Annotated in this window: 12 protein-coding genes and 1 pseudogene; 2 read left to right on the top strand and 11 right to left on the bottom strand. The window is 29.2% G+C overall.

The annotated features are described in order from the left end of the window. Positions 1-33 precede the first annotated feature (33 nt). The 5 genes from FVE74_RS04885 to FVE74_RS04865 all read right to left on the bottom strand — a co-directional run bounded on the left by FVE74_RS04885 (position 34) and on the right by FVE74_RS04865 (position 6188). The gene (locus tag FVE74_RS04885) at positions 34-1407 is read right to left on the bottom strand and encodes an FAD-dependent oxidoreductase (RefSeq protein ID WP_147003481.1); all 1374 of its coding nucleotides are present in this window, start codon (positions 1405-1407) and stop codon (positions 34-36) included. 515 nt (positions 1408-1922) lie between these two features. Further along, positions 1923-4157, bottom strand: a complete 2235-nt coding sequence (locus tag FVE74_RS04880) for a tetratricopeptide repeat protein (RefSeq protein WP_147003480.1) — start codon at positions 4155-4157, stop codon at positions 1923-1925. A 21-nt stretch (positions 4158-4178) separates the two neighbouring features. Then, entirely contained in the window at positions 4179-5327 is a 1149-nt protein-coding gene (locus FVE74_RS04875) for a hypothetical protein (protein ID WP_147003479.1), read from the bottom strand. Positions 5328-5673: 346 nt separating this feature from the next. After that, positions 5674-5931: a Txe/YoeB family addiction module toxin gene (locus FVE74_RS04870; protein WP_147003478.1), complete on the bottom strand. Its 258-nt coding sequence runs from the start codon at positions 5929-5931 to the stop codon at positions 5674-5676. Continuing rightward, complete coding sequence (locus tag FVE74_RS04865; protein ID WP_021766441.1) at positions 5931-6188, bottom strand: type II toxin-antitoxin system Phd/YefM family antitoxin; 258 nt, start codon at positions 6186-6188, stop codon at positions 5931-5933. Before FVE74_RS04865 ends, FVE74_RS04870 begins: the two co-directional genes overlap by 1 nt. 325 nt (positions 6189-6513) lie before the next feature. Between FVE74_RS04865 and FVE74_RS04860 the strand changes: the two genes are divergently transcribed. After that, positions 6514-7902 carry an MATE family efflux transporter gene (locus FVE74_RS04860; protein WP_147003477.1) on the top strand — a complete coding sequence of 463 codons (1389 nt, stop codon included), beginning with the start codon at positions 6514-6516 and terminating at the stop codon, positions 7900-7902. A gap of 172 nt (positions 7903-8074) precedes the next feature. Here FVE74_RS04860 and FVE74_RS04855 read toward each other — a convergent pair whose 3' ends face one another. From FVE74_RS04855 to FVE74_RS04835, 5 genes are all read right to left on the bottom strand, one after another. Next, positions 8075-9346 (bottom strand): RNA-binding domain-containing protein, encoded by a 1272-nt coding sequence (locus FVE74_RS04855; RefSeq protein ID WP_147003476.1) that lies wholly within the window; start codon positions 9344-9346, stop codon positions 8075-8077. A 174-nt stretch (positions 9347-9520) separates the two neighbouring features. Continuing rightward, positions 9521-10483, bottom strand: coding sequence for a helix-turn-helix domain-containing protein (locus FVE74_RS11895; RefSeq protein ID WP_147003475.1), 963 nt, complete (start codon positions 10481-10483; stop codon positions 9521-9523). Between the two features lie 29 nt (positions 10484-10512). Continuing rightward, entirely contained in the window at positions 10513-11310 is a 798-nt protein-coding gene (locus tag FVE74_RS04845; RefSeq protein WP_147003474.1) for an enhanced serine sensitivity protein SseB, read from the bottom strand. A gap of 228 nt (positions 11311-11538) precedes the next feature. Beyond that, positions 11539-11811 carry a YbaK/EbsC family protein gene (locus FVE74_RS11890; RefSeq protein WP_232054085.1) on the bottom strand — a complete coding sequence of 91 codons (273 nt, stop codon included), beginning with the start codon at positions 11809-11811 and terminating at the stop codon, positions 11539-11541. 149 nt (positions 11812-11960) lie between these two features. After that, positions 11961-12548: a TMEM175 family protein gene (locus tag FVE74_RS04835; protein WP_147003473.1), complete on the bottom strand. Its 588-nt coding sequence runs from the start codon at positions 12546-12548 to the stop codon at positions 11961-11963. A gap of 227 nt (positions 12549-12775) precedes the next feature. On the opposite strand from FVE74_RS04835, the gene FVE74_RS04830 reads away from it, so the two are divergent. After that, entirely contained in the window at positions 12776-12961 is a 186-nt protein-coding gene (locus FVE74_RS04830) for a LysR family transcriptional regulator (protein ID WP_232054084.1), read from the top strand. 97 nt (positions 12962-13058) lie between these two features. Here the strand turns inward: FVE74_RS04830 and FVE74_RS12285 are convergent. Continuing rightward, positions 13059-13187: pseudogene (locus FVE74_RS12285) on the bottom strand (aldo/keto reductase); the annotation flags it as partial. Positions 13188-13215 lie beyond the last annotated feature (28 nt).

The following is a 13215-nucleotide window of genomic DNA, read 5'->3' as shown; positions in this document are numbered from 1 at the left end:
CATAAATTTTAACTAAAATATTTTTTATTTTCTTTATTTCACGCTCCCAAATAAATCATTCAAAGCCTCGCTCATTGTCGGATGAGTAAATATCATATCTTTTAGGAATGTATATTTTTGTTCAGCTTTCATAGCCGCCGCAACAATGTTTATCATTTCGTGGGAAGTGTTGCATAATAAAGTACATCCCAGTATTTTATCTGTTTTTGCATCTACAACTGCTTTAAGAAGTCCATCTGTTACACCTTCTATTTTTGCTTTTGGAATTGCCATTGCTTCAAGTCTTCCTATTTTTACTTCATATCCTTTGGCAATTGCTTCATTTTCAGTCATTCCAACTCTTGATAAAGGTGGATTTATAAATACGCTGTATGGAATTACATTTCTATCGTTTACTGTTCTATTTCCTCCATTGTAAAGATTATCCCTTATTATTCTAAAGTCATCAAGAGAAATATACGTAAATTGAAGTCCACCTTTCACATCTCCCATTGCCCAAATGTTGTCAACAGTTGTCTTTAGTGTTTCATCAACTATAACTGCACCTTTTTCGTCAGTTTTTACTCCTGCTGCTTCTAAATTAAGCCCTTCTGTATTAGGTTTTCTTCCAATTGCCACAAGAATTGCATCTGATTCAATTTCGCTCTTGTCTGCTCCTTGTGAAATTTGCACATATCCTTTTCCATTTTTATCAACAATTTCCTCAATTTTTGATTCCAGTAAAAATTTAATCCCTTTTGCCTCAAATATAGCCTTTGCCCTATCAGCAATTTCTTCATCTTCTCTAGGCATAAGTCTTTGTGCCAAATCAATCACTGTAACTTCTGACCCAAAATCAGCATACATCGAAGCAAATTCCAATCCAATGTACCCTGCTCCCAGAATAGTCAATTTTTTAGGAAGTTCCTTCAGTTCCATAATTGAAGTGCTTGTATACACATGATTACTTTCTTTAAGCCCTTTTATACCAGGAATTATTGTAGTCGAACCTGTATTTATAAATATTTTTTCCCCTTCAATCTGAACATTTTCCCCATTACTTTCAATATTAACCACATTTTTTGAAACAAAACTTCCAAATCCATCATAAATATCAATATTTTCCTTTGTAGCCAGCATTTCATAATTTTTCCCACGCAATGCACCAATCAATTTATTTTTATTATTTATACTTTCTGTATAAAATCTCTCCTTTTCCTCAATACCGCTTAACCCTTTATTTTTAAGAACTTTTGTACTATCAACAAGTTTTTTCGTAGGAATACATCCAATATTTATACAAGTCCCTCCATACATCTTATCCGATTTCTCAATCAACGCAACATTCTGACCTTTCCCAGCCAAAAATCCTGCCAAAGTTTTTCCACCTTTTCCAAATCCAATTATTATTGCATCATATTTTTTCATATTTTTCATCCTTTCCATTTTATACAACTATAATTACATAATTGTATTAATTATAAAATTAATTTTTATATTATAAGAGTACCACATTTTTTGTAAAAAAACAAGAGTATTTGTGTTTACAAATTTTATTATTAATATTTTTTTATATAGTTTTTACTATATTTTAAAAAAATTAAAAGGAGTAAATTTATAAAAAAAATAAATTTTACTAACTAAAATTTTAGCATTATTATCATCTTGCGCTCTTGAATACGGAACTATTACAAGTGAATAATTAAAAATATAGGTACTACACCTCAAAAATAAGAGATTGTTATATAAAAATAATAAATAAAATCCCAAGTATAATTAATTTTATAAACTTGGGGTTTTTATAATTTAAGGATGTGTAAATATAGCGTTAAAGGAAAGTGTAAAAATTTTTGTGTAAATAGAATAGCGAAGTACTGAATTTACTATATTTTTCTATTAGTTTACACAAAATTTTGGTCACTCTCGGCACTTTCGAATTTTTTTCATTTTTCTTCCGCAATTCGATGTTTTTCTTCCGCAATTCGTTGTTTTTCTTCCGCAATTCGTTGTTTTTCTTCTGCAATTCGTTGTTTTTCTTCTGCTATTCGTTCTTTTTCTTCTACAATTTGTTGTTTTTTCATATCCCAAGGTGTTTCATTAAAATCCTGAAGTGCTTGTGTTACTTCTTCTGTAGCTTTTAATTGTTCCTTCATAGCTAAATTATGTTCTATTTGGGCTAAAAAATAATCTATCTCTTCTATTTTTTCAACCCCGTGTTCTAAAGATTTTTTATACCACTTGTATGCTTCTTTAAATTCTTTTCGCTCTACATATACTGCTCCTACTCTATATGCAGCTTCTCCTGAAGCTGAATCTCCTAATTCGTAAACTTTTTTATACAATTCTAAAGCTTTTTGTTTGTCTTGTGGTACTCCTGTCCCATTAGAATAAGAAAGTGCTAAATTACAACCTGACCAATCATACCCTTTATCAAATCCTTTTCTATACCATTTTACTGCTTCTTCTGAATTATTTTGATTGTCATCATATATAAGTCCTATTCTATTTGCTGCTTTCCCTGAAGCCGAACCTCCTAATTCGTAAACTTTTTTATACAATTCTAAAGCTTTTTGTTTGTCTTGTGGTACCCCTATTCCATCAGAATAATAATCTGCTAAATTACAACCTGACCAATCATGCCCTTTATCAAATCCTTTTCTGAACCATTTGACTGCTTCTTCTGAATTATTTTGATTGTCATATATAAGTCCTATTCTATTTGCTGCTTCCCCTAATCCTAATTCATAAACTTTTTTATATAAATCTATAGCTTTTAATTCATCTTGTAACACTCCTACTCCATCAGAATAACGATCTGCTAAGTCCATTATTGATCTCCAATGTCCTGCATCAGCCGATTTTTTCAACCATTTTACACCTTCTTCTTCATCCTCTTCTATTCCATGACCATACAAATACATATCTGCCAATTCATTCTGAGCAAAAATATCTCCATCTTCAGCTAATTTTAAAACATCTTCATATAATTCAAAGAAAATTCTGTTTGCTTCATCTGAATCTTCAGGTAAAGAATAAGCCACATTTAAAGCTGCTAAAACATCTCCTGATTCCTTACCTTTTATTCTCCATTCTTTTCCTTTCTTTTCATCTAATTTTATTTTTCCAATCGAATTACTATAAAATTCACCTAAAAAGTACATTGCTCTTCCATTATCATCCTCAGCAAGTTTCTTAAATAATTCAAATGCTTCAGCTAGTTTATAATTAAGAAATAATTGTTCTGCCCTTTTCATTTCTAAATTATCGTTATTATTATAGCTTATTTGATTTCCTCTTTGATTTTGAATTGATTCAACAGGTATTAATCCTTCTTTTACTTCAATTTTACTATTTATAAAATTATCATAAACTTCATTTATAGATAACGTAATAGTATCATCCAACCTTTCTCTTTGAATAAGGTTTTCTATTATTTTTTCCTTTTTCATCATTTTTCTTTGCATATCTGGAAGAAAATGGTAGTCTTCAATTACTCCTAAAATTAAATTAGCAAAAAAATCATTTCTAATTGTTGATAATTCAAGATATATTTTCCCTATTTCATCTACTGAAATATTCATAATATCCATTAAATAATCAGTCAATAAAACTTCATCTTCTGTAATAATTTCCTGTTTTTCCATACTTCTTCTTAAAATATCAAGTTTTCTAGGTTCTTCCATTATTCTGTTATCAAATTGCGACATTACTTTACATATTGCGATTATTTTTTCATTATCAGAATAAACACCTTGTTCAATTTCAGTATTTAACATGTGAAAATTATCTACACTGTCTATTTTTTCATTTAATTTTACTACAAAAGCTCCCAACATTTGTTTTAATTGCAAATGTTCTGCATAAAGTTCATTCAACTGTGTTCCTAAACTTATCATTACTTGACTATCAATACAGTTTCTATTGTATAATTCAGCTATTGCTTGCGACATATAAGCATTTAATTTATCATGATTCTGTTTTATTTCTTCTCTTGTTGCTCTATTTTTTCCTGTTACAGTTTTTACCATTCTTTGAAACCAATTTTGTTTCTCCATCTTTTCTGTTTTATCTTCTGTATCATTCATCAATGCTGTCATTCCTGATAAAATCATATTTATTTTCCCTTGTGATTGTTGTGCAAGATAATTCATATCTTCTATTGGTATTAACTCATTCATTTTTAATTCTCCTATCTATTTTTATATTTTATCGTATAATTTTTTTAATTCGATATTTAATTCTAAACTTTTCTCTTTCATTAAATTGTTTACTTTATGTTGATTTTTCATGCTTGAAACAAAATTATAGTACTGATTTGAAGCATTTTCCATACTTATCACCAAATTATCGTATACATTTTCTAAATTTTGATAATATTTAGCTTGTGATAAAATTTTTCTATATTCCCCTCTTCCAAAACAAGGTGCAACTACTTTATTTACAATTCCCCCTACTACAATGGCAATAGGAATAGTCACTACTGTAGATACTCCTGCTGCTGTAATAGCCGCTGTTACAGGAACCATAATTCCCGAAGTTATTCCAGCTGTAACCCCAGCATCTCCTCCAGCTTTAAGAACTTCTTTCAAATATTCTTCGTCACTTATTTGACCTTTTTTCCACGCTTTATAAGAAAAAACAGCTTCTGTACCCATACCTATTACACAACCTACTAATCCAGCCTTTGCCATAGTTCCACCAACATTTTTAAAATTATAAACTGGCTCTGCACTTCCATTTTTTATTTCCTCTAAACGACTATCAGTAGATTTTTTTATTAATTGGTTATCTTGATAACTTTCTACACTTTCATAACCATTTTTTTGTACAACACTCACTTTTTCTGCATTCGTTACAACTGTCATATCTGTAGGCGTATTTTTTAAATGAGGGTTCGATTTTCCTGTGTAGGCTTTCATCTGATATTCAGTTGATTTTCCTGTAAATATATTCATTTCAGTAACATCGCTCGCAGCTCTATTTGCTACATCTCCAGCATCATATCTATTAAATAAATTTTTTATATTATTTCTTTGCTGTGCCATCCAATCCCATTCATAACCTTTTCCTTGAAGTTGTTTCACAACCCATTCCTCTTTTCCAGCTCCTTGTGAAATATATTCCTGCATCGAATTATTACTAGAAAAAATTCCTGATCCTGCATAATTTCTATCCATCCACTTCCAAAATTCTACTTTATTCGTAAGTGCATTACTACTTTGAGCAGCAACTGCCCCTTGAGCAAGAACATTAATATTCTTTTTAGCTACAAGTTTACTTGTATCATCAATCATTTTTAATACTTCTTCCTCTTTCAATTCATCATTTGATTTAAACGAATTTTTCATTTGAATCCCTCACTTATTAACTTTATATTTTTTTAAAATTCTTTGCATTTGTAGTATACCAAATAAAATTGTATAATTCAAATATAAATCTATATCTAACAGAGTAAAAAACATACCAAAATATTTTTGGCTATCTTTTTTACAATTTCAAACCAAATAATTACCATATTTTTTCATAAATTTTATTTAAGTAGAGCTTTTCTTGAAAATGACTCTACACATTAATATTTATAAATTTTGTTACATAAATTTCAAAAAGACAAAAAAAGACCACTTAAATTAAGATTTTCTCTCAATTTTAAAGAAGTCTGTTTTTTAATCATACCTTTATTTTTCATAATTCCTATTATTTATAATGATTTGCACAGGCAATAACTACTATACTTGTTTCTGTCAGTTTATATATAAATCTGTGCTTATCTGTAATTCTTCTGCTCCAGTATCCACTCAATTCATGTTTTAAAGGCTCGGGCTTTCCTATTCCTTCATTGCCGTTTCTTTTGATGTCTTTTATTATTTCATTTATTTTTTTGACTATTTTTTTATCCTGTTTCTGCCATTCTTCATATTGCCCCCATGCAATATCTGTCCATGTTAAATTCATTATTCCACCTCAATTATATCATGTATTTGTACATTCCCCGCTTCCGCTTCCGCTTTACTTTTTAACAGTTCATTATAATATTTCTTATTTGACATAATGTAAAGATTTTCCATCAAATTGTTATATTCCTCTTCACTCATCAGTACCACATTTTTGTCATTTTTTCTTGTTATAATGACTGTTTCATAATCATCAGTTGCCTTATCACAATATTTTTTTAAATTATTTCTCACATTTGAATAATTTGTAGCTATCATACTAATCACCTCTACTTATTGTACAATATTTTTAACAAAAAATCTACATGTTTTATATCATTTTTTTATTTCTAAAGTCAGTTTACATTACAATAAATTCTTTTATTCTAAAATCTACCATAATATTCTGTTCTAAACTAAATAAAAAAATTTGAAAACCTTTACCAAATGTAGTAAAATACTCATAAGATATTATTTTTTACCATACTAATATGATGGCTTAAAACTGGGATTTTTTCTCAGTTTTCTTGTTACAAAAAATATTTTTCTCTTTTTATTTAGAGAGAATTTTATCATATTTAAAAATTTTGGAAAGGAAGGAAAAATGGGAAAAACGAAAGCAATAAATGAACGAAAAACTAAATTTGGTACAGAACCTGTTGGAAAATTGTTGATTTCACTTGCGGTTCCTGCTATCATTGCTAACTTGGTTAATGCTCTTTACAATGTTGTGGATCAGATTTTTATTGGGCAAAAAATTGGGTTTCTTGGGAATGCGGCTACAAATGTGGCTTTTCCACTTACGACGATTTGTCTTGCGATTGGGCTTATGACTGGAGTTGGAGCTGCGACTAACTTTAATTTGGAATTGGGAAGGAAGCGTCCGAAAAGGGCAAAAAGCGTGGCTGGAACTGCGGCTACAATGTTACTTTTAAGTGGTATTATTTTGTGCATATTAATTAATATTTTTTTAAGACCAATGTTGACGGCCTTTGGGGCTACTAATCAAATTTTTGATTATGCGATTGAATATACTCAAATTACATCTCTTGGAATACCGTTTTTATTATTCTCGATAGGAGCAAATCCTATGGTTAGAGCTGATGGAAATTCTTTTTATTCAATGCTTGCGATAGTTATTGGGGCTATTACAAATACGATTCTTGATCCGCTGTTTATGTTTGGATTTAATATGGGAATGGACGGTGCCGCTTGGGCGACTGTAATTGGGCAATTTATCTCAGCAATTATGCTAGGATTATATTTTTTTAGATTTAAAAGTGTAAAATTTGAATTGAAGGATTTTAAGATAAAAATACGAGAAATTTGGATTTTGTTTATGTTGGGAACATCGCCTTTGATTTTCCAATGTTCTGCACTAATTGTTCAAATTGTGACAAATAATTTATTGAAAATTTATGGTGCGAAATCTATTTATGGAAGTGAAATTCCTATTGCCGTTGCTGGAATTGTTATGAAAATAAATGTCATATTTATAGCGATTTTATTGGGATTGACGCAAGGAGCTCAGCCTATTGCTGGATTTAATTATGGAGCAAAAAAATTTGCAAGGGTTCGAGAAATTTTAAAATTATCTCTAAAAGTGGCTTTTATTATTTCTTTAGTAGCATTTGCAATCGCTGAACTTTTCCCTGTTCAAATAATTTCTGTCTTCGGTAACGGAAGCAAACTCTACTTTCAATACGGAACAAAATATATGCGAGTATTTTTATTCTTCATATTCCTAAATGGTATTCAAGGTGCTATTACAATGTTTTTAACATCAATTGGAAGGGCCTCAAAAGGAGCTTTTTTGTCACTTGTAAGACAAATTATATCACTTTTACCATTACTAATAATTTTACCATATTTTATGGGTATTGATGGAATTATGTTCGCATTCCCAATAGCAGATTTCATAGCTTTTGTTGTATCTGTGATTGTTTTGAAAGGGGAAATGAAGAGTATTCCAAAAGTGAATCAAGATGTATAAAAAATTTAGAGAATTGTAAGATTTAGAATTTTAAAAAATGGATTTCATTGAATTAAAAGCTGTCTCATGAGGGTTATTTTATGAAACAGCTTTTTTTTGTAATATTTTTGCAACGAAAAGCTTTTCCGTTCCATTTTACGTTTCATTTTGCAACGAAAAAAATAATTTTGGTTTATTTTTTTAACTGATATTTCACTGAACGTCCTTTCCCCACCTGCTCAACAATACTTTTCTCAATTAAACCATTTATCGATCTTATAACCTTTGATTTATTGTATTTACTTAATTCTTCGATTTCTTTCCTACTTAATTTTTCATACTTTTTAAGAATTTCAAAAACTTTTACTTCACCGTTAACTAAATTACTTGGAACTGTTTTAATTATTGGTAAAGTTATTCTTATACTATTTTCATATATCTCAAAAGCTGGTTTCACAAAACTTTCCCTATATTCATATTTTATTCTTTTTATTCCTGTTCCAAATTTTTCAATTATTCCTAATCTATAAAAAATATTTGCTATTATAGGGTTTCTCAAAACTGAAACATATCCTCTCATATATTCATCTTCTGACATTCCTAAAGGTAAACTTCCTGGTGATATAATCTCAATTTTATCATTTGACATTACTATTTTTATATTCGCATTTATATCCCATAATCTATGGACTATCGCATTTGCAACAGATTCCCTGAAAGCTTCTTTTGAAACTTTTTCTTTTTTTATACGTTCAGCTCCTACTATTTCTTCATATTCATAATATCTTTCAAATACACTGATTGCTTCATAATATTGTTCAAGTATGGATTTTCTTTCAATATTTTCCCTAAATAGTATTTTATTTATATTTTCACCTAAAACTACTATATCAATTCCAGAAAATTTCCTATTATTATTGTCTGCAAAAAGTTCAGCAGCTATATTAAATTTTTTATTTTCATATAAATTCAATGTTTTTAGTATATCTAAATTCAGTTCTTTTATTCCTACTACTTCTTTCATTTTCTTTTCTAAAAACTTAAATTCTAATTTCTCATTTTCTATTTCAATTGCCTCATAATCTAAATTGCTTCCCTGTAATATCAGCCTGTTCAATTCAACTGTATCTACTTCAATTGTCGACGTATCATTTCTTTTATAGGCTTTTCCATTGTAGTAATATGGTGGAAAATCTCCTTTTTTAACATTTAAGACAATATAACTTTTTCCCTCTATTTTTTCAATATCCAATGTATATTCCGGCTTAGGTTTTATAGTATCGTTAATGGTATTCTCTATATTAAGTTTATTCTCCACTACTTTTTCTAGTCCGATAGCTTCTCCTTCATCGTTTATCCCAAAAATTATTTTCCCATTCTTATAATTAGCATAAGCAGAAACTGTTTTCAAATAACTTCTAGTTATTCTTTCCTTAAATTCTACGTCCTTACTTTCTTTTCTCATATAAACCCTCCATTTATATAATTCATTTAAAACAACATCTTTATAAATTAATTATACTTCATTTTTATCACTTTTGCAACGAAAAGCTTTTCGTTCCATTTTTCGTTTCATTTTGCAACGAAAAAAAATACGTCGGTTTTATAACGTATTTTTTATAACGTATTTTTATATCTATTACTTCTCTTTCTGATACTGCAAAACCGTTTTCCCAGTCCATTTTTTAAATGCCCGATAGAAGGATGAAAGTTCCGTATATCCAACCAAATAGGCTATTTCATCAATTGAAAGTTCCTTTGCTTCCAAATAATTGAAAGTCATTATTTTCTGAATATCTTTCACCAGCTGATTGAAACTGGCATTTTCTGCCGATAGATTTCTTTGAACAGTTCTTCCGCTTATACCAAACTCTTCTGCTACATTTTCCAATCCAAACTGTCCGCTTGGAATAAGCTGAAAAAGCTTTTTCTGAACTCTGCTTGTAAAAGTATCAAATGTTTCACTTTCCATTTCTGCGAGTTTCTGTTTCAATTGAGGTTCCAAATATTCCACCATTATATTATTTGCTATCAAAAATGGCTTTTTCAAATCTTTCATGCTAAAAATTATTTCATTTTGTTTTGCTTTATTTATCGTAGTGTTTATCTCCTTTGTCAATAATTCGCCATACTCAAAAGGACTTGTAACACTTACTGGAGATATTTTATCTCCAATTCCTTTATTCAATAAATTTATCAGCATAAGCTGTTCATTCAAAACTGCAAAACGTGGCAGTTCCTTTTCTCTTTGTTCAAAAAAATACTGCACTTGAACTATTTCCTCAAACTCTTTAATTTCTAAAAAAACAGGCCCTATTAATTTTTTGTATTTTGCCAATCTTTTTAAGCCTTCAAGTCCATTTTTAGAAGAAAGCGCCGCAAAAAAAGATGGAATAAACACATTTAGATTATCAATATTGCTGATTGCTGATATTTGCTCATCAGTAATGACTTCATCAATTTTTTTCAAAAATAAATAATATTCCTCAGTAGAAAACTGAATTTCTTCTTTCCACAAAATATTTGGTATTCCCGCTTGTTCAAGAATATTTTCAATTGATAATCCAATACTCTTTAAAAAATCCTGAAATTGCTTTGGCATAGTTATTTTCTTCTTTTTCCTATTTTTTATTATATCGAATTTTTCTTTTCATAAAATGGCTTTTTATCTTTAACAACATCTTTTCCAAAACTATCTTTATATGAAAGCATATCAATATATTTTCCATTCAAGTATGGAGTTATTTTTCTTCCTATAAATTCTATACTTTCTTTTTCATTTCCCATACTGTCAACAACTAATAGATAACTCTCCTGTCCCTCTTTATACATGAGCATTAACCAAGTTCTTTTAATATTTTTATCTAATTTACAAGCACTTTTTAATGCTTCAAGCATATCTTCAGGATATTCTTTCGCTTCTCCAATCATTACAGGCGTGTCCTTTTCTACTTTTGTTTCAACGACCTTAAGTCTTTCTTCCTTTTCCTTTTTCAAAATTTTAAGTTGTTCTCTTGTAAAGGTAAATGATGTAGTAAATGGATTAATAACAAAACCTTCTATATCTGGATTTAATAATACCATTTCTGCATAATCATCAAAAGACAAAATAAGTGTCTGTATTTTATCAATGCCGATATTCCACTTATTCAATTCTTCCCAGTCAGTAAATGCTGGATAAAATTGTTTTCCATCAGACGAAGAAATCATATAGAAAGATACATTTAAATCTTCTTTAACAGTTCCTTTTCCCGTTTCATCAGTTTCAATAGGTTTATCAAAAAATACATAACTTAAAAAATAAGCTCTCATTATAATTTCATCTAAAATTTTATTTTGTAATTCTAAATCACTTTTCTGATTTTTTCCTATTCTACTAAACAATTCTTTTAACACAGGATTTTCCAATGGCTTATTTACATCAATCATAATTTTTCAACTCCTTCGTTTCAATATTTTATATTATACCCATTATAGCTTAAATCTCTTCCATCGTCAAATCCACAACATTCCCCTTCACAACTTCAACTAATTTTTCTGTTTCCACTTCCATCTGCAGTCCTCGTCTGCCAACCAAAACCATTATTTTATCAAATTTTTCAACTTCCTTGTAAAAAAAGTTTTAAACAGTTTTTTCATTCCTACAGGAGAACACCCTCAACGAATATATCCTGTTTCTTTTTCTAGTTCTGAAAGTGGCAATAAATCAATATTTTTCTCTTTGCAGGCCTTTGCTACCTTTTTCAAATCCAAATGTGCTTCTCCATGAATTACACACACATACAAATTTTTACTTTTCCCTTTCAAAACAATTGTCTTAAAAACTCTATCCGCTAGTTCAGGCAACTTCTCAGCAACACCAAGCCCTCCACTTTTATCCTCACTCCACTCATAAGTGTGAATTAATATATGGAATCTTTTGTTTATCAAGCTGTCTTAATGCATTTGTTTTTGCAATTTTTTCTTTCATATATTTCAATTTTATCTTTTCTTGTTAATTTGCTCATAAAAACTGCACCTCCAATCTTGTGTCCAAGATTTTGGGTGCAGTACAGAATGACAATTTTTATTTACTTTTTCTATTTTCCTCTTCTCCTTTTTGCCGCTTTATATTGTGCGGGAAGTACAATTCCAAGTAAAGTAATATAAACACTTATCATCATTGCTGGCGGATAAAAGGTGCACGATATTATTAACCCCATAATTTTTATAATTATATCAATACTTAACCATCTCATCCTTATTTTTAATGATTCCTGTGATTTCTCATCGTTTCTATTTGCTTTTCCTATCAAATGCCCAGAAATTATATTACAAAATGTAACAGCCAGAACTATTATCCCATAAAATCCTTGTGCTACACTACTATTGTAATATGAAGTGACAAAAGAAGTCACATAAGGAAAAAACGAAGAAAAAAACAGTAAAACTACGTTTGCCCAGACAACTGCCGGTGTAATGTATTTTATTTTATGCCATTCATTATGCAGATTTACCCACATTGTTCCAAGCCAGAAAAATGAAATCGTATATGCAAAAAAATTTACTCTTAAATTCCAAAGGGCTTTTAAAGTTGCTGTTTCAGGCTTTTTCAGCTCTAATATGAGAATTGTCATAATAATTGCAAGTACGGCATCCATAAAAGCTGCCAATCTTTCTTTATTCATAGTTAAACTCCATTCCATGATTTTATAATAATACAATTATATCATAAATCAGTAAGTAATTTAAATTTTTAGTTTTTCATATATAATTTCCTCCATTTTCTTATTTTTATTTGCTTATCTTTATATAATCATAATATTAAAATTTAAGATAAAAGTACAATACCATTTATAAAATGTGCTATAATTAAAATGCATACTAGAAATAAAAATTATATGAGGTGATTTATATGATAGAATTGGAACAACTTAAACAGCTTATTGCATTTGCAACACATGGAACATTATCAAAAGCCGCTGAAGAATTGTATATTTCACAGCCTGCCCTTTCCCGTTCAAAAAAGCTGGAAAAAACTTTAGAGGTTGAACTTTTTGACAGGAAAAAAATATTTGATAATTTTAGTAAAAATTCTTGAAAAAGAGGTTGTCTCAAAAAGAAAATTTAAAAAACAATGTAAAAACTATTTTTTTGAATTATTTAAAATTTTACTATTTTGAGACAGCTCCATTTTATTATTTTCTTCCATTAAGCCATTTTACTATTTCCACATCATCATGATTTAAGAATAGACTTTCCTTTTTATCAAGTTCAGATATTTTTTCCATATCCTCACTGCTCAATTCAAAGTCAAATACAGTGAACTACTCCCGCTTTTAGAAGCGGGAGCTT

This window comes from Leptotrichia wadei (assembly GCF_007990445.1).
Lineage (GTDB): Bacteria > Fusobacteriota > Fusobacteriia > Fusobacteriales > Leptotrichiaceae > Leptotrichia > Leptotrichia wadei_A.
Note: the sequence above shows the minus strand (reverse complement) of the source record. Positions and strands in the feature narration are given on the sequence as shown.